Origin of the sequence: Acinetobacter marinus (assembly GCF_900096915.1) — a bacterium.
Classification (GTDB): Bacteria; Pseudomonadota; Gammaproteobacteria; order Pseudomonadales; family Moraxellaceae; genus Acinetobacter; species Acinetobacter marinus.
In genome coordinates this window covers 29271-52923 of sequence record NZ_FMYK01000005.1, presented here as the reverse complement: position 1 = coordinate 52923, position 23653 = coordinate 29271, and the positions used below count along the sequence as shown (strand labels likewise).

The 23653-nt window shown below is 43.6% G+C and carries 22 protein-coding genes; 15 read left to right on the top strand and 7 right to left on the bottom strand.

Features of this window, described 5'->3' with window-relative positions; translation table 11 throughout:
* Window positions 1–33: 33 nt before the first annotated feature.
* On the top strand, window positions 34–1707 hold the full coding sequence (locus BLQ60_RS14075) for a PT dipeptide repeat lipoprotein (RefSeq protein ID WP_171259096.1): 1674 nt from the start codon (window positions 34–36) through the stop codon (window positions 1705–1707).
* Between the two features lie 72 nt (window positions 1708–1779).
* On the opposite strand, the gene mutY is transcribed toward BLQ60_RS14075, so the two are convergent.
* From mutY to BLQ60_RS09980, 3 genes are all read right to left on the bottom strand, one after another.
* Complete coding sequence (gene mutY, locus BLQ60_RS09990; protein WP_244516019.1) at window positions 1780–2925, bottom strand: A/G-specific adenine glycosylase; 1146 nt, start codon at window positions 2923–2925, stop codon at window positions 1780–1782.
* Between the two features lie 245 nt (window positions 2926–3170).
* On the bottom strand, window positions 3171–3389 hold the full coding sequence (locus BLQ60_RS09985; RefSeq protein WP_092619739.1) for a dodecin family protein: 219 nt from the start codon (window positions 3387–3389) through the stop codon (window positions 3171–3173).
* A 284-nt stretch (window positions 3390–3673) separates the two neighbouring features.
* The gene (locus tag BLQ60_RS09980; protein ID WP_092619736.1) at window positions 3674–5029 is read right to left on the bottom strand and encodes a PGAP1-like alpha/beta domain-containing protein; all 1356 of its coding nucleotides are present in this window, start codon (window positions 5027–5029) and stop codon (window positions 3674–3676) included.
* 448 nt (window positions 5030–5477) lie between these two features.
* Here BLQ60_RS09980 and parE point away from each other — a divergent pair, with 448 nt between their 5' ends.
* Window positions 5478–7358 (top strand): DNA topoisomerase IV subunit B, encoded by a 1881-nt coding sequence (gene parE, locus BLQ60_RS09975; protein WP_092619733.1) that lies wholly within the window; start codon window positions 5478–5480, stop codon window positions 7356–7358.
* A gap of 65 nt (window positions 7359–7423) precedes the next feature.
* Here the strand turns inward: parE and BLQ60_RS09970 are convergent, their stop codons facing one another.
* A complete protein-coding gene (locus BLQ60_RS09970; protein WP_092619730.1) occupies window positions 7424–8011 on the bottom strand; it encodes an isochorismatase family protein in 588 nt (195 codons plus the stop codon).
* A gap of 130 nt (window positions 8012–8141) precedes the next feature.
* Here BLQ60_RS09970 and BLQ60_RS09965 point away from each other — a divergent pair, with 130 nt between their 5' ends.
* Window positions 8142–9038 (top strand): LysR family transcriptional regulator, encoded by an 897-nt coding sequence (locus BLQ60_RS09965; protein WP_092619727.1) that lies wholly within the window; start codon window positions 8142–8144, stop codon window positions 9036–9038.
* Here BLQ60_RS09965 and BLQ60_RS09960 read toward each other — a convergent pair.
* Window positions 9025–9669 carry a hypothetical protein gene (locus BLQ60_RS09960; RefSeq protein ID WP_092619724.1) on the bottom strand — a complete coding sequence of 215 codons (645 nt, stop codon included), beginning with the start codon at window positions 9667–9669 and terminating at the stop codon, window positions 9025–9027. The genes BLQ60_RS09965 and BLQ60_RS09960 overlap by 14 nt on opposite strands.
* Window positions 9670–9798: 129 nt before the next feature.
* Window positions 9799–10686: a LysR family transcriptional regulator gene (locus tag BLQ60_RS09955; RefSeq protein ID WP_092619721.1), complete on the bottom strand. Its 888-nt coding sequence runs from the start codon at window positions 10684–10686 to the stop codon at window positions 9799–9801.
* 129 nt (window positions 10687–10815) lie between these two features.
* Between BLQ60_RS09955 and BLQ60_RS09950 the strand changes: the two genes are divergently transcribed.
* The 6 genes from BLQ60_RS09950 to BLQ60_RS09925 all read left to right on the top strand — a co-directional run bounded on the left by BLQ60_RS09950 (window position 10816) and on the right by BLQ60_RS09925 (window position 15570).
* Window positions 10816–11589, top strand: coding sequence for an SDR family oxidoreductase (locus tag BLQ60_RS09950; RefSeq protein WP_092619718.1), 774 nt, complete (start codon window positions 10816–10818; stop codon window positions 11587–11589).
* 99 nt (window positions 11590–11688) lie between these two features.
* Entirely contained in the window at window positions 11689–11958 is a 270-nt protein-coding gene (locus tag BLQ60_RS09945; protein WP_092619715.1) for a hypothetical protein, read from the top strand.
* Window positions 11959–12098: 140 nt separating this feature from the next.
* Window positions 12099–13196, top strand: coding sequence for a right-handed parallel beta-helix repeat-containing protein (locus BLQ60_RS09940; RefSeq protein WP_092619712.1), 1098 nt, complete (start codon window positions 12099–12101; stop codon window positions 13194–13196).
* A 49-nt stretch (window positions 13197–13245) separates the two neighbouring features.
* Window positions 13246–13842, top strand: coding sequence for a Crp/Fnr family transcriptional regulator (locus tag BLQ60_RS09935; RefSeq protein WP_092619709.1), 597 nt, complete (start codon window positions 13246–13248; stop codon window positions 13840–13842).
* 177 nt (window positions 13843–14019) lie between these two features.
* Window positions 14020–15018, top strand: coding sequence for an aldo/keto reductase (locus tag BLQ60_RS09930; RefSeq protein WP_092619706.1), 999 nt, complete (start codon window positions 14020–14022; stop codon window positions 15016–15018).
* Window positions 15019–15174: 156 nt separating this feature from the next.
* Window positions 15175–15570 (top strand): hypothetical protein, encoded by a 396-nt coding sequence (locus BLQ60_RS09925; RefSeq protein WP_092619703.1) that lies wholly within the window; start codon window positions 15175–15177, stop codon window positions 15568–15570.
* A gap of 112 nt (window positions 15571–15682) precedes the next feature.
* Here BLQ60_RS09925 and pyrE read toward each other — a convergent pair whose 3' ends face one another.
* Window positions 15683–16330, bottom strand: coding sequence for an orotate phosphoribosyltransferase (gene pyrE, locus BLQ60_RS09920; protein ID WP_092619700.1), 648 nt, complete (start codon window positions 16328–16330; stop codon window positions 15683–15685).
* A gap of 52 nt (window positions 16331–16382) precedes the next feature.
* Between pyrE and BLQ60_RS09915 the strand changes: the two genes are divergently transcribed.
* The 6 genes from BLQ60_RS09915 to BLQ60_RS09890 all read left to right on the top strand — a co-directional run bounded on the left by BLQ60_RS09915 (window position 16383) and on the right by BLQ60_RS09890 (window position 23639).
* A complete protein-coding gene (locus BLQ60_RS09915) occupies window positions 16383–17204 on the top strand; it encodes an exodeoxyribonuclease III (protein WP_092619697.1) in 822 nt (273 codons plus the stop codon).
* A gap of 179 nt (window positions 17205–17383) precedes the next feature.
* On the top strand, window positions 17384–18349 hold the full coding sequence (locus tag BLQ60_RS09910) for a carboxylesterase family protein (RefSeq protein ID WP_092619694.1): 966 nt from the start codon (window positions 17384–17386) through the stop codon (window positions 18347–18349).
* Window positions 18350–18457: 108 nt separating this feature from the next.
* Window positions 18458–18943, top strand: a complete 486-nt coding sequence (locus BLQ60_RS09905) for a hypothetical protein (protein ID WP_092619691.1) — start codon at window positions 18458–18460, stop codon at window positions 18941–18943.
* 300 nt (window positions 18944–19243) lie between these two features.
* Entirely contained in the window at window positions 19244–20503 is a 1260-nt protein-coding gene (locus tag BLQ60_RS09900) for a hypothetical protein (RefSeq protein WP_378235179.1), read from the top strand.
* A gap of 136 nt (window positions 20504–20639) precedes the next feature.
* Window positions 20640–21248 (top strand): rhombosortase, encoded by a 609-nt coding sequence (rrtA, locus tag BLQ60_RS09895; protein ID WP_092619688.1) that lies wholly within the window; start codon window positions 20640–20642, stop codon window positions 21246–21248.
* Between the two features lie 210 nt (window positions 21249–21458).
* A complete protein-coding gene (locus tag BLQ60_RS09890) occupies window positions 21459–23639 on the top strand; it encodes a TRAP transporter large permease subunit (protein WP_092619685.1) in 2181 nt (726 codons plus the stop codon).
* Window positions 23640–23653: the final 14 nt, after the last annotated feature.

The window sequence follows — 23653 nt, the reverse complement described above, 5'->3', positions numbered from 1 at the left end:
TTGCGCAGATAAGTAGACAAAAGGAATGAACCAATGAATAAAATCATGACAAGTGGCGCCTTAGTCACTGTATTTTTAGCCTTATCGGGTTGCTGGTGGGATTCTGATGACTCATCATCTGGCGGCTCTACACCAACACCAACACCAACACCAACGCCAACACCGACTCCAACACCAACACCAACGCCAACACCGACTCCAACACCAACGCCGACTCCAACACCAACGCCAACGCCAACACCGACTCCAACACCAACGCCAACACCGACTCCAACGCCAACACCAACACCTACACCTACACCTACACCAACACCTACACCTACACCTACACCTACAGCTGTTGCGGATGAGTTTGCGGGAACGTGGAAGGTGGGAGAGATTGCATGTCTTGGTGGCGTCCAATATCTGCATAATGCAAAAACATCAGATACCAGTTTTGATATGACCTTAGAAGGAGAATCTTATACAAATGAAGATGACTGCACGGGTGCAGTGATTTCAGATTACGCACACTCGAATGCCTATGCGGTAACGACGTCGATTAGTGACGCCAAGACCGCAGGAGCATATACCTATTATGAAACCAAGATGCAGTTGATGGAGGGTGGCGAGCCAGGACAGGAGTACAATGCGGTATTAGGATTTAAAAATGCCGATCAGTACTGTATGGTACCGAGTAATGTGGCTGCAGAAATTAAGACCTATTTGGATCAAGTTGATCCAACGAAAACAAATATTTGCTATACCCGTACCGATAAAGTCACCAATGTGATGATGCCACCGACCTCGAAAATCGCTACGGCAACCTATGCTTTTGAAAATCGCCCATCTGGTTATAATGCAAATGTCACTCAGTTTAATGCCCGTGGTCAGCAAGGCTATGCCTTGGTCGACATCGATTATGGACTAGATGGTGACCCTGATCAGAATCTCTTTGTTAAACAATCGGGTTCGACAGACACCTATACCTATATCATGAGCAATGTCGTCACCAACATTGTTGCCAATCGCTATTTGTACTGGGTTGATGAGCTGAAAAAACAAGGTGCATTGGGTTATCAATATAAATTCTACTTGGGCGAAAATGGTAGCAATACCCGCGCCTATTTATTCATGAAGAATGATCAAAGTGGTGCATCCTTCACCTATGACAACCGCTTCCTCACCAGCAAAAATGTCGATACCGTTCTCGCGACGTTCAATCAGCTCGGTGCGCAAGGCTGTCGAGTGTTTTATGCGAAAGATGCCTTCACCTTTAATGGTACGGATAATGACAGTTTTTATGTGCCAACCTGCGTGAATAGTAGCCTACACAACGGCACCTATAGCTATCGCTTCGTGGAAGCACCTGCAGAAGATGGTGATAGTAATGCAGAGCGAAATCGTAATAAAGTCAAAGCCATGAAACAAATTTTTGCCGAGCAAGCAACCGCAGGCTATCGTCTGGTCGATGCAGATAATGCCATCGATTTTAGTTTTGGTAATACGGGCTACTTATTTGAACGGGACAGTCTCAATACCACGCCGATCGAGTATAAAGTCTATACGTTTCGTATGATTGGAAGTGGAGAGAGTCTCTATGAAGTGGTGAGTCGTGTACAACAACAATCCGCACTTGGGTGGTTTATTCTTGGTAGTCGAGGGGACATTTTAACGAATGCGCCATTGGCAACCACTTTGGGAACACAGACAGTGTTTGGTAAATAATCGACGTTAAAAATACGATTCATTCCTTGCGTTGTGCCGATAACTCTGCGGATTTATCGGCATTTTTCATGCTTATTTTGTGTGAAAGTGATCTACCACTTTTTGCATGGCGGTTGATATCGCAAGCTGTTTCAGATCATTGCAAGAAACAAACTGCACAGAATCATCTGCGGGAAAATGGTTTTTAAGTTGATCAGCTTGATCTGCCGTGACAATAAAGCGATGACAGTTTAACAGCCACGTAAAATGGGTAAATTGATGTTTAATCTGAATCGTATCGGTTGCTTGTAATTGATGTTTTTCAATCAATGCTTGTAATTGATCATCTTGCGGATGGCTGTGCTCAATCATGGGCAAACAATGCAATCCTCCCCAGATCCCTTGATCTGGACGCTTGTACCATAACCATTGCTGTTCAAATTCGATGATGAGCACATCTGCATGTTTAATTGGCACGGCTTTTTTGATTTTTTTCTGCGGAAAATCCAGCACTCGATCTTGCGAAAATGCTTGGCAATCACCATGCATCGGGCAATACATACACAGCGGTTTTTTCGGTGTACATAGCGTTGCCCCGAGATCCATAATGGCTTGAGTGTAGTCTGCATGTTGTTTTTCTGGGACAAGTGCGGTGGCGAGTTGCCAAAGTAATTTCTCATTTTTCGAGCTACTTAGATCTTCGGCAATGGCAAAAAAACGGGAAAGCACACGTTTGACATTACCATCCAAAATCACACCAAATTGTCCCAAACCGAGCGACATCAGTGCACCAGCAGTGGAACGCCCGATACCAGCAAGCGCCATCCAACCGTCTAAATCAGTTGGCAAACTGCCTTGTGCATCGACTTGCCGAACGGCTTTATGTAGATTGCGAGCACGTGCGTAATAGCCCAAGCCAGCCCAATACGGTGCAACCTCGTCCCATTCTGCTTTTGCCAAATCGTGTACCGTCGGAAAACGCTGAATAAAACGGTCAAAATAACGCAGTACAGTTTTGACTTGGGTTTGTTGCAACATGATTTCGGATACCCAGACTTTGTAGGGATCGTCTTGGACTTGCCACGGCAAATCATGGCGACCATGCTTTGCAAACCATGTCAGTAAGTTTTGGCTAAAAATCTGTTGATAATGCAGAGGTGATGCAGTCACTTGCGCCACCCATTGTTCTAAGTCTTGGTTTGGGGAGTGGGGCATAGCGTGGCGAGCGGATTTGGACATAACACGTTGAATAGATAGTACAGATATTTTAGTTGGAAATTTTAGCATGCATTTAAAATGCTAATCTAAGAATGCAATATGAAAAATCGGTTTCTGCCTCATTTCTTTTATTTCATGCTTGCTGTTTCATTCTTGTTATTTCATTGGTGCTGATTCATTCTTGCAAAAAACCGAGCAGATGCTCGGCTAATTGACTAAATAAAATCACACGGAATACAATCACGGGGATTGATTCACATCGATACTTATTTCAAATCATCGTCACCATCAATGACGAAACTGACGATCATCATCACATTATAGCTAGTGATATTGCCGTCTTTGATGCGGACTTTTTGTTCTTTGATCCATGCGCCTTCGACGTTGTTGACGGTCTTATTGACACGGGCGATCCCTTGTTGGATGGCATCCTCAAAACTTTTTGTTGAGCTACTGCTGATTTCGACATTCTTAGCAACTGACATGATACAACTCCTTGTTGTTTATAACTCTTTTTTACAAGCCATAAGTTTACAAGCCATGAATTTATTGGCGATCCAATACATTCAAAGATTGAAACATTTATGATTGTCCAAGATACTTTTGCTTGGTACGAAAATTAAACTAACAGGATTGAACAGTTATTAAAAATACAAGATGTAAATAACGTAACAATAGACCCGATTTACAGTGCGCTTGCGTAATTTGTCGCAAGCGTCTGTGAATGTTGCTATGCGTTTTGCATCATTCGATGATTTGTGAGTAGCCTTTAGGTTTCGGCGATCCCATTCATGGCATACATTTCTTCACTCTGCACATGTGCATGATCTGCCTGTGTGAGATTTTCGATGCGCTTTGTCGGTTCAGCCAAATTCTCAGGGTAAAACCAGCGGGTGATTTGCTCAGCGACTTGCGAATGGTATTGGATTTCCATGTGGTTTAAGCCATAGAACACCGCTTTGTGTGGTTCGGGCACATTGAGCTTATATTTTGGGTTGGGGTGTTCGCCGAGCGCACTGCTGACACTGACCAAATAGTCGCCGACCACTTCCAGCGCTTTAGATTGTTTCGGGCGTGTTTCGATACTGCCCGCCACCAAGAAGCTATGAATTCGACTTGGTAGCGGTGCAGATTTACGCACATCGGCATGGGTGCCTGTGCGCACTTCGAGGTGTTCCCAGTCATCGTCACGGACACTGCCATAACGTAGATCCAAAATACCATCACTACGAATCTGAGTCAGACGTCCGACACGGTTGAGAATCGGGAAACGCCCCAAACGATCTTGCAACATGAAGCCAAGTCGCTCAAGCACTGCACCATGATGCGGTGAACCGATACAGACCAGATTGCCGACTTTATTCATCCAGTGGTGTACATTTTGCTTGCCGTAAAACAATGCACTGCGTGACACTAGTCCACCCATACTATGCCCAATCAGGTCGATACTGGTGATATTAGGATTGCGCTGTAGCAGGCTTTCTAATTGGCGGGCAAGGGTTTTGCCATTGGCAGAAATGCGCCGTCCCGTATTGTAGTTGAGATACAACATCGTATTATTGTCACGCTGTGCAAGCAGGTGCTCACCGATGCCTGCGTGACTGCCTTTTGCCCATGTCAGATGATTCATACATAAGCCGTGCACCAGAATCACCACGCGACCTTGTAATTCGCCTTGTTGTAACTGCCCATAATGATCATAAAACACCATCGGCAAGGCAATCGGATTGTGATGCGTGCGCAGATAATTGCCCATCACACCATTAATCGCCCCCACCAAATAGTGCATGGCAGGTGACATACTTTTTTTCTGTAACTTGGGAAAACGAAAATTAATCTGACGCAATGCAGGCGCAAGAATATGCGTACCGTAGTTTTGCGCAAAGCTATAGCCTTGGCGAAACATCTGCTGGACTAAGGGCTTTTCTAAAATATGATTGGATTGATCTTGGCTAAAGCCTAAGGTTTTCAGCAACACTTCACGGTGAATGAGCTGCATGGTATCGTGAATGCCGAGTAAATTCACCGTCACCAGCTGTGCCAAACCCTCAAGCACGTCGGCTTGATGTGGCGGTGTAGAGTCCCATCGACAATAGGTCTCTTGTAACGGTGTTAAACTTGCCATAGTGTGTCCCCAAAGCGAGGTTTATGAGTCTCCGACACGTCCTGTATCTACTCACAAATCTTATTTTTTGAATCTTCCAATAAAACATAGCGCAATAGCGGTGATTGAGTCGGTGATTTTGTTAGACAATTCAATATACTCGTATTGATCGTGTCACGCATCATCTCAATGACCGTATATCTGCTACTTTTTGCATAAATTAATATAGCATTTTTTTAATATTCAGCAAGTTCGACCAAAGTGTGTGCAATCATTACACCGTGATCTCAATCATCCTGCCTTGCCTTTCATTGACGTTTTTAGCACGATAAAAGTTCAAGATCGGTCATCATTTGTCGTCTAAGCCTTAGGATCGGCGAGAAAGCCTTTTAAATGCGGATAAATTCCTGTAAAAATACGCACAGTGCTTCACAAAAGCCATTTTGTCTTGCAAAGGAATCACCCGAACGTGTCATATACCGCCCAATCGCTCGAAGTTTTATCTGGTCTTGACCCTGTACGCCGTCGCCCAGGCATGTATACCGACACCACACGACCAAACCATTTGGCGCAGGAAGTGATTGATAATGCGGTCGATGAAGCATTGGCAGGACACGCCAATAAGATCAAAGTCATCGTCCATGCAGATGGTTCGCTCTCTGTCGAGGATAATGGACGTGGTATGCCTGTTGATATTCATCCTGAATACGGACAAAGCGGGATTGAAATTATTCTGACCAAACTACACGCAGGCGGTAAGTTCAGCGATAAAAACTATGAGTTCTCAGGTGGTTTGCACGGTGTTGGTATCTCCGTTGTCAATGCGCTCTCAACCCAAGTCAACGTCACGGTTCAACGTGATGGCAATCTGTACAAAATGGACTTTGCTGATGGCGAGCCGACTCAACCCTTACAAGTGTTTGAAGGCAAAGCACCAAAGCGTGCCACAGGGACAACGGTTCATTTCCTACCGAATCCAAAATATTTTGATAGTCCAAAATTCGCCTTAAAAGCACTGAAACATAATCTCAAAGCTAAAGCAGTCCTCGCCGCAGGCTTACACATCGAATACATCGATGAAATTAACAACGAAAAAATCGAATGGCAATTTGAAAATGGCTTGCTCGACTATCTTCGAGATGAAGTGCAAGACCGAGATATTCTCCCTGAAATCCCCTATGTATCGAGTGGCAAAGTCGATAAATCTAGTTGTGAGTTTGCCATTTGCTGGAATGTCGAAGGTGGTGAAGCTGTCCAAGAAAGCTATGTCAATTTGATTCCAACCGCACAAGGCGGGACGCATGTGAATGGTTTGCGCTCAGGCATTACCGATGCACTGCGTGAATTTTGTGAATTGCGTAGTCTACTGCCAAGAAATCTAAAAATTTCCCCTGAAGATGTGTGGGACGGCGTGAACTTTATCCTGTCTTTGAAATTCCAAGAGCCACAATTCTCAGGGCAAACCAAAGAACGTCTGTCTAGCCGTGAAGCTGCGGGCATTGTGCTGAATATTGCCAAAGATGCTTTTGCGTTGTGGCTGAATCAATATCCAGACATCGCTACACAGCTTGCCGAGCTTGCCATTGCCAAAGCAGGACGACGACTCAAAGCCGCAAAAAAAGTCGAACGTAAAAAAATTACTTCAGGGCCTGCATTACCAGGGAAATTGGCAGATTGTGCGGGCTTAACCCGTGAAGATTCAGAGCTGTTCATCGTCGAGGGTGACTCTGCGGGCGGTAGTGCCAAGCAAGCTCGGGATAAGAACTTCCAAGCGATCATGCCGATTCGAGGCAAGATTCTGAATACTTGGGAAGTGGCTTCGGATGAAGTGCTTGCCTCGCAAGAAGTGCATGATATTGCCATTGCCATCGGGGTCGATCCGGGGAGTGATGATCTATCCGAGTTACGATACGGTAAAATCTGTATTCTTGCTGATGCGGACTCGGATGGCTTGCATATTGCCACCTTGCTCTGTGCGTTATTCGTGCGTCATTTCCCAAGTTTAGTGGAAGAAGGGCATCTGTATGTGGCGATGCCACCGCTATATCGGATTGATATTGGTAAAGATGTGCACTATGCGCTGGATGATGATGAGCTAGATGGCATCCTGAAAAATGTCAAAGGTAATAGAAATCCGCAAATCACTCGATTCAAAGGATTGGGTGAGATGAATGCGATTCAGTTGCGTGAAACCACGATGGATCCTGATACACGTCGTTTGGTGCAACTGGATTTGGATGATATTCACTTTACTGCAAGTTTACTGGATAAGTTACTTGCCAAAAAGCGTGCACCAGATCGTAAGCAATGGCTTGAGCAAAAAGGCAATTTGGCGGATATTGGGATTTGATTACCCTAAAGTCTTAAGCCAAATAAAGCATGGTAAAAGTACCATGCTTGTACACACCATTCAGTTTAGCCTTGCAATGCGGGCATAACGACTTCTTGTACAATCCGCATGCCTTCAGGAGTGCTCCAACTCCCTGTGAGTTCGGCGATTAATTGATTGGTGCTAGTGAGAGTTACCCCAGCTTTGAGCATGCGTTGTAATGCAATATCATCAGCCATTTTACTTGGCGATCCGCCTGCATCGGCTACAACTTGAACCTCATAGCCTTGATCAAGTAAGGTTAATGCTGGGTAAACAGTACATACATCGTTAGTAACACCTGCAATGATAATACGTTTACGTTGAGTTGCTTTTACTGCTGTTGCAAAATTCTCATCATCCATAGCATTGACGATGCCTAAGCGCTGGATGCGTGCTTCAAATTCTGCGGGTAAAATTTCCTTTAGCTCATCCATTAAAGGACCTTGGGCATACTCTTCCATACTTGAAGTCAGAACAGTCGGAATATTCAATATTTTTGCAGTTTTAGCGAGCATAATGGCGTTGCGCTTCATGTATTCAAGTGGAATTGAATTAACCCAGCTCATGGTACCAATTTGATGGTCAATTAAGAGTAGTGCGGTATCGTCACTTGTAAATCGTTTAAAAGTCATTTTGATGTCCTCTATCGGTTTGTGGGGTAGGAAGTGTGGCTTCCTGTGTATGAATCTATTATGTATTGATTTACTGTGTGGATAAATATATTAAAATGGAATTAATTGATGCATAACTGGGATAATTAAGATGGAACTTTTGAAAGATATGTCATTATTTGTAGAAGTCTGCAAAGTCATGAGTTTTCGTAAAGCCGCAGAAAATTTAGAGATGCCGAGCTCAACACTTTCTAGAAGAATTAGTCATTTGGAAGAAGAGATAGGGTTACGGTTACTGCATCGTACGACTCGAAAAGTTGAGCTGACGGAGGCTGGGAGTATTTATTTTGAACGCTGTAAACGTATTGTCAGTGAAGCAAAACTTGCACATGAACAATTAGGTGAGATGCTATCTAAACCAAGTGGAATATTACGAATCTCTTTACCTGTTGATTTTGGAACCATTTTTTTAACACCATTATTAGTAGAATTTGCAGAACATTACCCAGGTATTAATTTCGAAATTGATCTTACTCCTAGATTGGTTGATTTGGTTGCACAAAATATTGATGTGGTCATTCGTATGGGAAATCTGCCTGACTCACATCTCATTGCCCATAAACTTATGCAATTTCAAGGACAATTATTCGCTTCCCCAGAGTACTTGGAGCAACATGGGATACCTCAGCACCCGAATGCTCTTGTCAACCATGAGTGTTTGAGTTTTCCAAATAATATGCACTGGAAACTTTCTAACAAAGGAGAAGTGGTTGACGTCACAATAGGATCTCGATTTGTGCTCAATAATGTGGGCATGACTAAACAACTCGCAATACTTGGAAAAGGGGTTATTTTTACACCGTATGATGTGGTTCGAGATGATGTGAACAATACTCGCTTAGTTCCCATCCTACCAGAGTGGTTTGGTGATGCCTTACCTGTGTATGCGCTGACAGAGACACGGTTGCTACCTGCCAAAGTGAGGGTGTTTCTTGAATTTTTAAAAACCCGTCTCGTATCAAATTCAGGAATAACTAGCGAAATATGATGAGTAAAAGCGCAATCACCACAATCAGCATAGCAATGATGATCCATTTTTTCCCTGAGGATTTGGTGAGATCTTCGACGCCTGCTTGACGGCGCACAGGTTCGTTGTCTAGATCTTGAGCAGATTGAAAACCGATACTGCTGCTTTGCTGATGTGAGCTGATTCGATCACCAGCACGCGCATTCAATGCATCTTGGAAAACCTTGCCAAATAAATGTGAATGTCGGTTTTTATCTTGAAATACAGCGTCGACATTGGGGTAAGTTTTATTGTAAAAATGCTGCATGATCTCATCCCATTTTGGGTGTGTCTCATCGATTTGCGCTTTACCACCTTGTTGAAAATGCACAAATAATTGGCGGGTGTCATGTTCCAGACGCAGGGTTTTAAACTCGCTCGGTGCTTGCACTTCATACAGCTCAAAATTACCGTTTGGCTCATCAGAATGTTCAAGTTTATTGTACAGTTCGCCACTTTGTGCAAGCATATCAACGATGTCTTTGGCATCTTTTAAGCCATAATCACTATGCTCCCTCAAATGCTTAATTGCTACAATTTTCCCTTGGCTCGCAATCAACTGCATCAATTCATCAAGTAATTCTTTTGGCAGTTCAGCATCGATATTTTGCATGATCTATTTTCCTCATTGATTTTTATAAATGGCTTTTTTACAAGTGGCTATTTGCAGTGACTTTCAAGCAGTAAAACATAGCACGCAAAAAAGAAAAGTCGTGCTTCTGTAACCATATCGAGTGATGAGCTAACACAAGTTTTTGATTAACAATGGTTGTAACCACTCGACAAAATCTTGCAAATATTTAGGGCGATATTTGCGGTCAGCGAGCAAAATGTTAATTGGCAATTTGAGCGCAGGTATCTCGGTAAAGATTGGAACCAATGCGCCATTGTCGATATGACTTTTGGCATCAAAATAAGGAATCTGGATCATGCCATGCCCAGCCAAACCTGCATGAATATAAGCTTCGGTATTTTCAACTAACAGCCGATATGGGATTTTGACTTTTTGATCATGAAAGTCCAAAACGCTAAATTCCGCATAGTTCTTCGCTACATGATAGTCCACAGCAAAGTGCGCTTCGAGTGCGTTTAAGTCAGTGGGTGCGCCCAATTTTTCGATATAGCTTGGCGAAACAAGCGTTGAAAATGAAACCTCTGTAACAGGGCGACGAATCAAATAATCATCTTGCACAGCACCGACTCGTACTACGCAATCCAGCTGATCTTCAAGCAAATTGGAAAAGTCATCACTGCCATTGATCAAGACTTTAACATCAGGATATTTTTCATAAAATTCATGTAGATGTGGAATGAGGATTTGCGTTGCCATGCGCTTTGGTAAGCCAATACTGATCTTGCCTTGTTGGTGGCGAATTTGTGCTTTAAAGCGATTGAGCTCTTTGAGCTGGCTGATAAGTCGCATTGCCTCGTCATAAAAAAGTTCACCTTCATGGGTGAGTGTGACTTTGCGTGTGGTGCGATAAAACAATAGCACTTCATATTCTTTTTCTAAAGCCTGAATGGTATAGGTCACAGTCGAGCGTGGTAAGCCAAGTTGATTGGCAGCTTGGGCAAAGGATTGTTTATCTGCAACCAAGCAAAAAGTTCTCAAGCGTTCAATCGTTTCCATAATGTGCTCAAAATAAAGCTGAATGATTATGCAGACATTTTGAATAATATATTCAATTTTATCCACTATGAAGGCAATAAATTGTGATCTAGTATAAAAATCCTCCATAAAAATGTAGAAGGATTCAACATGTCACAACACGACATCACAGGTAAAACTATACTCATCGCAGGTGGCGCAAAAAACCTCGGTGGTTTATTGGCGACTGATCTCGCCAAACAAGGTGCTAAAGCCGTTGCTATTCATTACAACAGTGAAAGTTCAGCTAAAGATGCAGAGAATACTGTCGCAGCGATTAAAGCAGCAGGCGCAGAAGCATTTGCCTTTCAGTATGATTTACGTCGTGCGGATGCAGTGGAAAAGCTCTTTGCTGATGCAAAACAAGCCATGGGCTCAATCGATATTGCGGTCAATACCGTGGGTAAAGTGCTGAAAAAGCCAATAGCGGAAATCAGTGAAGCCGAATTTGATGAAATGAGTGATGTGAACTCAAAAGTTGCATTTTTCTTCCTCAAAGAAGCAGCGAAAAATGTCAGCGACCAAGGTAAGATTTGTACCATTGTCACCTCATTACTTGGTGCGTATACACCGTTTTATGCAGCCTATGCAGGCACCAAAGCCCCTGTAGAACATTACACCCGTGCAGTCTCAAAAGAAGTTGGTGATCGTGGTATCTCTGTCACCGCCATCGGACCTGGTCCTATGGATACGCCATTTTTCTATCCTGCGGAAGGCGAAGATGCTGTGGCATATCACAAAACTGCTGCAGCACTTTCACCACAGTCTAAAACCGGTTTGACAGATATTGAAGATATCGTGCCGTGGATTCGCTTCTTAGTCTCTGATGGGTGGTGGATGACTGGGCAGACGATCTTAGTCAATGGTGGTTATACCACAAAATAATTGAAAGATTTTCGAGAGCGGTCATCATCTCGGTGACCGTACTTTTTCGAAATAAAAAACAAACAGTAAGCTAATCATGATTTAAAAAGGAGATTGAACATGCATATGGCAATGGTGATCGGCGGTGGCATTGTATTGCTCGGCGTGTTTTTGCTCTTTGGGAAATTATGGGGTGTCGACGCACCGCAATATGCTATGGCTGCAAAAGCCTTTATTCCAGTATGGCTTGTGGTGAGCTTGATCAATATGTGGATCGGTGTATCAAAAGCGGGCTATAGCGTGAGTCAAGAGCTCCCTATTTTACTGATTGTATTTGCTGTACCTGCGATCATTGCAGGCTTAGTGATTTGGCAATTTCTAAAACACTGATTTTAAAAATCTTAATCAAAACAATACAACTTTAAAAACACTGGTTTCAGACCGAAGCCATCAAGGAATAGACAGTATCTCCCTTGTATTGTTGGTCATTTCTGCTAAGTTAAAAAAATCAGATGTGAATTGGATGAACCATGCAAAATCATAAGAAACATCAACAATGCCTAGGAAAATTGGCGGGATGTGCTGTTTTATTGGTGAGTAGTTCGATCAGCTTTGCCAAGGTGGAAAATTGCATGGCACAGGTTTTAAACGATGTGCTGGCACCAGCGACCAAGCAAAATACGTCGGTCAAAATCAATTGTCATTTAACATTACCCAAGCATGCCAAAGTCGATAAGCAACTGATCTTTGAAGGAGACACTGCCTCGAATACCAGCCTTGATTGTCAAGGTGCAAAACTACAAGCAAAGTTTGCATCGCCATCAGTATTGATTACATCGAAACAAAGCAAAACGGGTTGGTCTGTACCGCATGATATTCAGATTAAAAATTGTGACATCAGTAATGCGCTACGTATACAAGGTATGGCGAGAAACGGTCAAGGTAAATTGCTTAAACAGTCTTCGCAACAGGCGGGACATAGCAAACGCGCACAAGCCGCTGCACCACACACCATTACCTTAGATCGGCTGATCCTGCGGGCAGGCGACAGCAATATGATGTATTTTGCACCTGGAGTACATCATGTCACTTTGCAAAATAGTCAATTTATTGGGCAATCCAAGGCATTGGCACTCTATCTGGATGCAGAAAGTGCAAATAATTTGATTAAAAACAATGTCTTTAATGTGCAGACCAAATCCCGTGAAGTGCTTGCGATTGATGGTTCGGCGTACAATGTGATTCAAGATAATCGCTTTATCAATGCCAAAAATGGGGCAATTTTTCTCTATCGGAACTGTGGTGAAGGCGGTACGATTCGTCATCAAGCACCGACTTTTAATCGTATCTTGAACAACGTGTTTGTGCTGGATCAAGTGAGCAAACAGCCACAAATTTGGCTGGCTTCACGCAATGGCAATCGACGTTATTGTAATGCCGATCGAGGTTTTGCCTTTGGTAGTAGTGAGAATAATCGAGATTTGGCAACCCATAATGAAGTGCGAGATAATCAGATCAAGTTTTCCACCATGCAGAGTTTTGCACCAAAAGCCAAGGCGCTGATGCGCAACTTTATCCGAGTGGATGAACAGCCGAATATGTTAAAAAATAACACGATGGGACAGTAAATTAGCCTAGACAAAGGCTAGAACGTATTTATTTTAGAGTTGAATAACGATGTTAAATACAGTGAATCATGCACAGATGTTAAAAGCCCATTTACAGCAGTATGTGGACTTCGATGATGTGCAATTTCAGCGTATTCAATCCTATTTCCACCTGCATCACTTTAAGAAAAATCAAATCATCATTCATCAGCATGATCAGGTGCGTTTGCGCTTTTTGATCAGCCAAGGCGTGATGAAATTGTCCAATCTTTCGACTGAGGGCAAAGAATTTATTACTCAGTTTGCGCTCGAAGGGCAGTGGATCACCGATCTTGAAGCCTTCGAGTGTCACACCGCTTCTAAATTTAATGTGGAGTGTATCGAGTCTTGTGTCGCTTGGAGCCTTTCCTTTACAGATCAACAGCAGTTATGTGCTGAGTTTCCAGAGATTAAGGCATATTTTTATCAGCTCGAAAAAGCCTCAAACATGCTATTCCAAAAGCGTATTTTATGTTTTGTACGTGGGCGAGCACAGGAACGATTACATAGTTTACAAGAGGATTATCCTGGACTGATTGATCGCATTCCCAAAACCATGATTGCGTCGTATCTAGGGATTTCTCGGGAGACCTTAAGCAGAATCATCAGTGAGCAGGCAGCACTGTAAAAGCCAAGCATTTACTTCAGAATATCAGCATCTTAATTTTCACTTTAAATCGTTAAAAATCAATATTATATATTTGGCATGTGATATTTATCACATCTTGGCTGTGACATAGCTCCTTTGGTCAGGCTGAGGTGCAGGGTAGATTATTCAGCATTCCAATGAAAAAGGGTGAGGAACATGATCTATCGTAATCTTGGCAATTCAGGTTTGAAAGTGCCTGCGCTGAGTTTTGGTACAGCGACATTTGCAGGCAGTAATGATTTTTTTGGCAAATGGGGACAAACCGATGTACGAGAAGCAAAACGCTTACTTGATATGTGCTTTGCGAATGGAGTGAACTTCTTTGACACTGCCAATGTCTATTCTCAAGGTGACGCTGAGGCGGTACTCGGTGAAGCACTCAAAGGGCGACGTGAACAAGCCATCATTAGTAGCAAAGCGACATTTAAAATGGGCGAAGGTGCAAATGATCAGGGCTCGTCTCGTTTTCATTTGCACAATGCCTTAGATGCCAGCCTGAAACGCTTGCAAACGGATTATATTGATCTGTATTTGATGCACGGCTTTGATGCCAGCACACCGATTGAAGAAACTTTACGCACTTTAGAGTCGATGGTGCAAAGTGGCAAGGTGCGCTATATCGGCTGTTCCAATTTTGCCGCATGGCAATTGATGAAATCTTTGTCAATTTCAGAGCGATTAAATCTTGAAAAATATGTGGTTTATCAGGGCTATTACTCACTGATTGGACGAGATTATGAGCAAGAGTTACAACCATTATTGATCGATCAACAGATGGGGTTGATGGTATGGAGTCCGCTGGGTTGGGGGCGCTTAACAGGGAAAATTCGTCGTGATCAGATAATGCAACAAGGGCGTATCCAGTCTGGTGGAGATCTTGGCGCACCGCCAATTAATGATGAGTTACTGTTTGATGTGGTGGATTTATTAGAAAAATTGGCTGAGATTTATCAGGTGAGCATTGCACAAGTGGCTTTAAACTGGGTTTTACAGCAACCGACCGTGAGTAATGTCATTATCGGTGCGAGAAATGAAAAGCAATTGCTCGACAATTTGAATGTGATCAATTGGCAACTCGACGAGGAGCATCTACAGCAATTGAATGATCTCACAAAGCAACAACCGATTTATCCGCATTGGGTCGGTGCACGTTGAAATTTGGCGCACAGTCGTTTGGATTCCCAACAAATGTGATCACATGATGAAAGCTCAGCTTGAGAAATCAGACTGAGCAGTTCTGTCTAAATACTAGACATTTTTGCAGAGTGACTTATGATTTGCGAATTGTTAACTTTTGTAAGGTGACTTCGCATGAAATTCAAACAAAAAGCTGTGTTCTCCCTCGCATGCTCAGCGCTATTGACTGTGGCAAGTACTTCAGTATTTGCTGGCGCAGCAGATGGTTTCTGGGCTTATAACAAAGTCGACGATGGCATTGCCAACGTGACTGAGCTTCGTAATGGTAAAATCACCATGTATGCATTCGACTGCGAAGATGCATCAAACGAACCCGTCGATCAAGAAGAATATGACTACACCGTGAATGGCAAAAATGTCGAAATCCGTGAAGATGGCGAAGTGACGCAAACCTTGACCATTCATACTTTGAGTGCGACGGATTTGATCCTTGAGCAAAGTCTACCAGAAGGTAAATCTGCACAGCTGAAATATAAGCGTGTTGAAAAACTCGCACCTGTTTGCTCATAAGTTTTCAAAATATTCGTTCTGCAAAATCTTGAGCGCATTAAAAAACCACAGCCGAACTATCGTGCTGTGGTTTTTGCTTTTCAAATCATTGATTGTTAATAATTAAAAATCCTTAAATACCATATTGGCGACGATACGCCTGCATATTTTCCAAAGACGACGTTTCACCTTTTTGCTCTAAATAATCCATCAAATCGGTCATGGTAATCAAAGCATGTACTGGAATATTCAGTTCTTTTTGCACTTCTTGAATCGCGGACAATTCACCTTGACCACGTTCTTGGCGGTCTAACGCCACCAATACACCTGCGATTTCTGCACCTGCATTTTTTAAGATCGTGACCACTTCACGAATCGCTGTGCCTGCGGTGATCACATCATCAATGATCCAGACTTTTTTTCCTGCAACGCTGGCACCAACCAAGACACCACCTTCGCCATGATCTTTGGCTTCTTTGCGGTTAAAGCCCCACGGCACGCTTTTTTGATGATTCTGCGCCAATGCCACAGCGGTTGCTGCTACAAACGGAATGCCTTTGTACGCAGGTCCAAAGATCACTTCTACACCTTCACAATGCATGAGTTGATCGGCATAGCCACTGGCAAGCAGTGCTAATGCTTCACCATCATTGAGCAAGCCTGCATTGAAGAAATACGGGCTGACACGACCAGACTTTAAGGTAAATTCACCAAACTTGAGCACACCACGGGATAATGCCAATTCGATAAATGCTTGGGCTTGAAAAGTATTGGTCGTCATGTGTTATGCTCCAGTTTTGAAATGTGAATCTGAAATAAGGATACTGCTCGGCATGATACCAAAGGATAGCTATCCAAGTGAGACAAAAATTTTACGTGTGGTTTCAATCAATGTGAATGGACTGCGTGCTGCACATAAAAAAGGCTTTTTTGAATGGCTCGAACAGTCCGAAGCCGATGTGGTCTGTATGCAAGAAACACGCATTAGCGAACATCAATGGACGGATGCGTTTAAGCCTGAAGGCTGGCATGTGCATATGTTTGAAGCAGAAAAATCAGGCTATGCAGGCACAGCGGTGTATAGTCGTCTGCCTTTTGTCAGCATCACCAATGGTTTAGGTTTTGAACTTGCCGATACACAAGGGCGTTTTGTCAGTGCCGAGTTTGATTTAGGTCTACCTGAAAATGTCTTTATCTGTTCATTGTATTTGCCATCTGGCTCATCGGGTGATGAGGCGCAAGCTCGCAAAGAGATTTTTTTAGAAAAATACGAACAAATTCTAAGTGATTGGCGTCAGCAAAATAAATCCATCATCGTCTGTGGCGACTACAACATCGTGCATAAGCGCATCGACATTAAAAACTGGTCAGGCAATCAAAAATCGTCAGGCTGTCTGCCACACGAGCGTGCGTGGCTGGATCATATTTATGATGATTTGGGTTATGTCGATACTTTCCGTGTGGTTCGTGAAGAAGCCGAGCTGTATTCGTGGTGGTCGAACCGAGGTCAAGCCCGTGCCAATAACGTCGGTTGGCGCATTGATTACCATGCTTGCTCACCTGACTGGAAAGACCGCACCGTCAATGCTTGGGTGTATAAAGAACAATGGTTTAGCGACCATGCCCCTGTGATCATTGACTATAAGATTGCTTAATGGTTGTTGAGTTGAGTTGAGTTGAGTTGAGTGCTTTGCTGATATGATGAGAAGCATAACGTAGAACACACTAGATCAGAGGAGACCGACATGGATAAACGATTCAAACGAAAGTTGGGTTTAGGTTCGGTGTCACTACACATGATGCCACTGTCTATAGCACTTTTGGGCTTGACGGCATGCCAGTCAAGTACAACTTCTCAAAGTACGGCAACAACTACGATGACGACAGCCAACACAGCGACAGACAAAGCAACATCTTCACAAGCACGTGGGATCGATCGTATGGTGGTGTGGATAAATCTTATGATACCACGCTACTCAAGATGCGAGCAGAGATTGCACCGCAGTTTAAAACCCTGTCATTTCAGGATAAAGTGACGGGCAAGACCATGATGTACAACTTGTATATCCCAAAAAATTACGATCCATCCAAACGCTATCCGCTGGTGCAGTTTATTGCGGATGCCAGCACGGTAAGCAAGGGTGCGATTGCGCCACTAATGCAAGGCTATGGGGGAATCATTTGGGCGACTGAACAGAGCCAAGCGCAAAATCCAAGTTTTGTCTTGGTGCCTGCATTTTCTGGACCTGAAGCAGGTGTCAATGACCAATGGCAAACCACGGATGAGGTCGATATTTCATTTCGCCTGTTAAATGCTGTGATTGCACAATATCCGATTGACCGAAATCGCATCTATACCACAGGGCAGTCGATGGGTGGCATGATTTCCTTTTATTTGAATGCGACACATCCTGATTTTTTTGCCGCATCGCTGTTTGTTGGCAGCCAGTGGGATATTAATGTTTTACAACCACTTGCCAAGCAAAAATTCTTTTATATCGTCTCTGCTGGTGATGAAAAAGCATCAAAAGGCATGCGTGAAGTGGGCGCAATGTTGAACGCCGATCAGGTTGAATTTGCCCAGACTGAGTTTTCGGCACAGTTACCTGATCAAGAAAAAGAGCAGAAAATCCAAGCCTTAATCAAGCAAGGTAAAGCGATTAATTTTGTGCAATTTAGTCCAAATACAGTCCCACCCAAAGGTGCAACGGGTGGCGGTACAGAGCACATGTATTCCTTTGATTATGCCTATCAACTCAAAGGTGTAAGAGATTGGCTATTCCAACAACGAAAAAAATAGAATCAATTGTCATGGTCGATAAAATGAAATATCTATATATTTCGACAACGTACTCAACTGTGATCTTGGGCTTTATGGGTAGTTGTACAAAATGAGCAGGTGAACAAGATGATGAAATTCATGCTGTTGCTACTTTTTTTATGCGTCCACAATACGACTTTTGCCCAAACATGTAGTACGCAGTACATTCGCTTGGACACGTTGCGCTATCCATATTTGATGTTGATACGCAATGTGAAAGGACAGGTGATTTATCAAGGCAAGTTTGATACTGCCTATGCCTTGCCCGTTGGCACGCATTATTATTTCAATGATGCAGGGCAGATCAAGTCATTCATCGAATATTCATTTTCCGAGGAGCAGTTTGAAGGTGTGCCAATCGTCATTCAAAAAAGTTATCACTTTAACCAGCACCAAGAGCTTGAACAAATCACGCTAGCTAGTCGTTGCAATGAGTGCGAGTACGAGCCGATCGGCGAATGGCAATGGTATACACATGGCAAACTGACCAAAACGGTTGATGCCAGCCAGACCGATACGCTACAGATCGAGGCGGAAGAACGATATTGGCAACTTGAAAAGCAATGCCGTTAAACGTCATCTCCTGAATAATTCAAACACGAACCTGAAACATTAAACAGCAACATCAAGAAGCAAACATCAAAAAGCGAGTATCAAAGCACTAACATGAAAACTTGGTAAGTAAAAATAAGAAAAAAGCGACTTTTTGCACAGAAATTATTGTTGATGAATATTTGAACTAGACGTTAAATTGACTATACTGCCAGTGAACTTTGACAAAGCGGTCTTTTCAACAAAAATAGGCTTTGTTATGTTAGTTCGCATAGGGAAATTTGAAAAATAATGATGAATTGAGATAGAGGACGTCTATTTATGTTTAAGGTCCAACGAATGTGCCAAGGTCTGGCGCTGGCGGTTACTGCTGCGGTCACCTTCTCAGGGTGTTCGCATGTCATCAAGTCTGGAGCGAATGTTGCCCTACGTTTTAGTGAAAATCATATTGTCCCGCCGATTCTGGCGATGGATGATGCGGATATGGCATGTGCATCGGGCAATGCCTTGACGCCAGCCATTATGGCGACCAAGGATATGGGCGCTGATCCCACCAAAATGGCGGTCTTACTCTACACCTCAGCAGGTATGTGTGCAGAAAGTGAGGCTTTAGAATCCGAATTACGCTATTTACGGGCAGCCAAAGCGGGCAATGTCGCTGAGGCACAAGATGCACGCATCGAACAAAAACGTTGGTCTGCGATTGCAGCAAAACGACAATATACAGGCTATCAGCTTTTTGCTGAGCGCTGGGAAAATAAGTATAAATTCAGATTGGGTGACTCTTGCCCAAGTATGAAAAAGGACATTGATAAAACCGTCTATCTGCTTGGCATGCTGAGCGGATTACAAGCCGTGACTAATGACATCAACTCTGGTGGCGAAGTCGAAGTGCCTAAAGATATTGCAGCGATTGTCGAACGAGGCATGGCGTGTTTGGACAATACGCAATTTTGGGGCGCACCGAATGCGACTCGTGCAGTGATTTGGCAATTACTGCCTGGTGCTGAGGAAGGTAAACCTGATCCACAGCAGACCTTGCGAGATTCGATGGCGATCGGTGAACGCACAGGTGTACGCCTACCGCATGCGCTTTACGCCGTGGCAGCTCAAGCCAGTGGCGACCCTGCTCGTATTCGTGAGGCATTACGTGCCTATGGCAATTCACTCGGTGAAGACAAAGCCGTCAATCCAGACTATCGTTTGGTGAATACCATGTCGGGGCTGATGGTACGTGCTGTTGCCGACCGCTATTGGACAGAAAATACAGGGGTGCGTATGGCAGATGGTGGCTATACCACATTTTGGGATGAACAGCCTGATGACGGTCTGGGTGATTTAGGTAACGATCTATTCGATGCAATGGGTGCGGATGCCTCAACTGATGCAGTGGCGACTACTGAAGTGACGGATAATACGGATACGGTCTCAGATGCAGTTGCAGATGCGAGCGTTTCTGATGAAGCTCAACCAATAGAATCCCAACCAGTGGAGGCAGACAGTGAGGAAGTGTCTGAAGCTGCCGAAGCAGTCAAACAGGCAGCGGATGAGGTCGAATCGACCACACCAGCAGGAGAATAATCTTCACGGTTTTGGCATAGGTAGACCGATACAGTTTGTGTTATGCTAAAAAATCAAAGATTGCGTTAATATTTTGATTTTTAAATATATCTATTCAATCTATTTACGCAAAATGGCTGATTCAAGTAGGTTGCGCATGAAACGAGAACAGGGCAAATTGATATTGATTACACTCAGTGCAGCACTGAGTGCGGTCTTACAATTTGCGCCTGATCTGTTTATTTATTTTCGTGAGTTGATGCCGAGTCAGCCTTGGCGCTTTTTGACAGCGCATTGGGTGCATGTGGGTTGGATGCATTATTTGCTGAATATGATTGCGTTTATTTGTTTTCCTTTTATTTTTCATCATATTCGAGCCCGTGTATTGCTACTGATGATCGTGGTTGTGCCGATTTTGATCAGTTTGGCATTTTATTATGGCTTTCCTCAGATTGAGGCGTATGTTGGATTTTCTGGGGTGTTGCACGGTTTGTATGCGGTTGCCGCTTTATTATCGTTACGATTTACCCGTGAGCGCTGGTTCGCTGGCTTAATATTATTGGGTTTGACGGCGAAATTGCTTTGGGAAGCGACGGTTGGCGAGCTGTCGGCAACGATGCGCATGATTGGGAGTCCGATTTTAATCGAGGCACATCAGTTGGGTGTGTTGATGAGTTTGTTGGTACTTGCGCTGATATTGGTCTGGAATAAACTGTGTCCAAAATGGGCGCTGGCTTTATTTTATACCTTTCAAAAACCAAAATAGTGTGTCGCAGTGCCACTGTGGCTCGGATTGACTCAAATAACTGAAATAATTTGAAAATGACAATGTTCAAGCTCTAAAAACTCATGCAGATTAGCATGTACTGGGAAGATTGATGCTGGGATAAGCATCGAATGGAAGTAAAAAACAACAAGCACATGCTCAGCGTAGGGATGATGTCCTACGACTGACTTTTGCAATAGTAGGACACTTATGCAAGACAATCATTCGCACGATGCGCACAAAGATGATCCAGGTAAGCCTCGCAATGGCTTTGAATGGTTATCGACCATTGCGATCTTTTTCTTATTGTTACTGACTTTGATTATTGGCACGGGGGAGATGATCCACGGTCAATTACTCCGAGTCGGTGAACAGCTCTATGGCGATCCTGATACGGGAATGCAATATTCATTTCTACGGGCAGAGCCACAACAGCCAAGCTGTGAACGCAATATCGATGTAGATGCTGCGGTACAACGGCAGATGGCAGAAAACAAAAATGATGAGTTTGCGGACTTCTTTGGTGTGGCATCTGAAGAAGAGGTGCGTGAATCGATACTCGCAGGACAGCAGTCTTGTGAAGAAAAGCATCAATTTTATGATCGCACTTTGCAACATATGGATGCACATCCAAGCGTGCGCACCTATCGGGCGTTTGAAACGGGCTTCTCATGGATCGTTAAATTCGGAACAGATCACGCTTCAATCGTTTTAATGTTGATGTTTGCGATTTCATCTGTTGTTGCAACATTGAATATTCACCATATTGGACTAAGAGCACCGAGCACGAAACTAGACTATAAAGTTTATGGTGTGGCTATGGTGATCGGTAATGCATTCTTGTTGAGTGCAACATATTTCCAATATCGATCAGAATTGAATTCGGGTCTAGAAATTGAAACTGGTCTGAACATTATTTACTTAATCTGGTTTGCTCTATTTGGGCTTCTTACTTTGATTAGCCTAGTCAAGCTCATTCGACCACCAACATCTGCAACTGGAGGTGGTCGGATTGGTTTAGCTTTCTTAAGTGTGCCACTCTATGCTTACATGGCAATTCTTACAGGTATTGTATTTACCTTTTTTATGAATTATCCAATGGGGCAGGCTATTCGACTTTTAAAGCTCATCGAGTTTTCAAGTATCTTTTTGAGTTTATCACTCTTCATTTGGGTAGGGATGCTGCTCAAGCGTACTCGAGTGGTCGATTTATTTCTCAATATTTTGCGTCCGTGGAACTTTGCCCCTGAGACATTGACGTGGTTGATTCTCTTGGCAGCAGCTTTGCCAACAGCTTATACAGGCGCATCGGGCATTTTCGTGATTGCTGCAGGTGCGATCATCTACCGTGAAGTGTGGAATGCGGGTGGTCGCCGTCAATATGCGATTGCCGCAGCGGCAATGTCAGGCTCACTGGGCGTGGTGTTACGTCCGTGTTTGCTGATCGTAGTGATTGCTTCTTTAAATAAGCAAGTGAAATCTGATGAACTTTATCATTATGGCGTTTGGGTTTTTGTCCTCACTTCAACTTTGTTTTTGATTATTTCTTTGATCCTCGCCAAAGAGAAATTCCGTATCGCTTCGCCTGCGGTGGCTTTTCCAAACTCTGCCAAAGCCTTGGTACCTGTGTCGCCATATATCGTGATTGCGATTGCAGTTTGGGCATTTTATAAGTTTGCCTTGGACACCAATCTGAATGAATTTACTGCACAAGTGATCATGCCGATTATTCTATTGGCAATGGTGCTGTTTGACTCACTGCGCAAAGCACCTGAGCCTCAACCTGCAACAGGGCATTGGGATGAGTCTTTACAAGACTATGAGCATGCCAATGCACCGACACATGAGCCGCGTGAAAATATTGGTTTCTTTAAATCGGTCAGTTTTGCGACCTTTGAGACCATTGGGCATATTGGTGCGTTAGTAATACTCATGGCACTGTCGGTAAGCGTGGGTGGCTATTTAGAAATGATAAAAATCATGGAAATGATGCCAACCGATTTAAATAGTATTTTAATGGCACTGACCATGCTAGCGATCTTGATGGTCTTTGTTGGCATGGTGATGGATCCATTCGGTGCGGTGATTTTGATCTCGGCAACGGTTGCGCCTGTGGCATATCAATATGGAATTCATCCGATTCACTTCTGGATGATTGCCTTGATTAGCTTTGAGCTCGGTTATGTTTCGCCACCTGTGGCACTGAATCAGCTATTGGCACGGCAGTCGATCGGAGATGCAGAGGTCGCCGAAGCCGATGCTGAGGTACGTCACATGTCATTCTATTATCGCTTTGAGCGCTGGCTGTTGCCACTGATGGTGATGTTCCCTGCGATGTTGATCGTGACCTTTATGCCATATCTGTTGAAATTATTTGGCTGGTATCAATAATTCAAATGCGTCAA

Bases quoted from the DNA above. Each gene is read 5' to 3' on its own strand.
- BLQ60_RS14075 (WP_171259096.1), top strand. From the start codon at position 34: ATGAATAAAATCATGACAAGTGGCGCCTTAGTCACTGTATTTTTAGCC.
- mutY (WP_244516019.1), bottom strand. From the start codon at position 2,925: ATGTCCAAATCCGCTCGCCACGCTATGCCCCACTCCCCAAACCAAGAC.
- BLQ60_RS09985 (WP_092619739.1), bottom strand. From the start codon at position 3,389: ATGTCAGTTGCTAAGAATGTCGAAATCAGCAGTAGCTCAACAAAAAGT.
- BLQ60_RS09980 (WP_092619736.1), bottom strand. From the start codon at position 5,029: ATGGCAAGTTTAACACCGTTACAAGAGACCTATTGTCGATGGGACTCT.
- BLQ60_RS09970 (WP_092619730.1), bottom strand. From the start codon at position 8,011: ATGACTTTTAAACGATTTACAAGTGACGATACCGCACTACTCTTAATT.
- BLQ60_RS09965 (WP_092619727.1), top strand. From the start codon at position 8,142: ATGGAACTTTTGAAAGATATGTCATTATTTGTAGAAGTCTGCAAAGTC.
- BLQ60_RS09960 (WP_092619724.1), bottom strand. From the start codon at position 9,669: ATGCAAAATATCGATGCTGAACTGCCAAAAGAATTACTTGATGAATTG.
- BLQ60_RS09955 (WP_092619721.1), bottom strand. From the start codon at position 10,686: ATGGAAACGATTGAACGCTTGAGAACTTTTTGCTTGGTTGCAGATAAA.
- BLQ60_RS09950 (WP_092619718.1), top strand. From the start codon at position 10,816: ATGTCACAACACGACATCACAGGTAAAACTATACTCATCGCAGGTGGC.
- BLQ60_RS09945 (WP_092619715.1), top strand. From the start codon at position 11,689: ATGCATATGGCAATGGTGATCGGCGGTGGCATTGTATTGCTCGGCGTG.
- BLQ60_RS09940 (WP_092619712.1), top strand. From the start codon at position 12,099: ATGCAAAATCATAAGAAACATCAACAATGCCTAGGAAAATTGGCGGGA.
- BLQ60_RS09935 (WP_092619709.1), top strand. From the start codon at position 13,246: ATGTTAAATACAGTGAATCATGCACAGATGTTAAAAGCCCATTTACAG.
- BLQ60_RS09930 (WP_092619706.1), top strand. From the start codon at position 14,020: ATGATCTATCGTAATCTTGGCAATTCAGGTTTGAAAGTGCCTGCGCTG.
- BLQ60_RS09925 (WP_092619703.1), top strand. From the start codon at position 15,175: ATGAAATTCAAACAAAAAGCTGTGTTCTCCCTCGCATGCTCAGCGCTA.
- pyrE (WP_092619700.1), bottom strand. From the start codon at position 16,330: ATGACGACCAATACTTTTCAAGCCCAAGCATTTATCGAATTGGCATTA.
- BLQ60_RS09915 (WP_092619697.1), top strand. From the start codon at position 16,383: ATGATACCAAAGGATAGCTATCCAAGTGAGACAAAAATTTTACGTGTG.
- BLQ60_RS09910 (WP_092619694.1), top strand. From the start codon at position 17,384: ATGCCAGTCAAGTACAACTTCTCAAAGTACGGCAACAACTACGATGAC.
- BLQ60_RS09905 (WP_092619691.1), top strand. From the start codon at position 18,458: ATGATGAAATTCATGCTGTTGCTACTTTTTTTATGCGTCCACAATACG.
- BLQ60_RS09900 (WP_378235179.1), top strand. From the start codon at position 19,244: ATGTTTAAGGTCCAACGAATGTGCCAAGGTCTGGCGCTGGCGGTTACT.
- rrtA (WP_092619688.1), top strand. From the start codon at position 20,640: ATGAAACGAGAACAGGGCAAATTGATATTGATTACACTCAGTGCAGCA.
- BLQ60_RS09890 (WP_092619685.1), top strand. From the start codon at position 21,459: ATGCAAGACAATCATTCGCACGATGCGCACAAAGATGATCCAGGTAAG.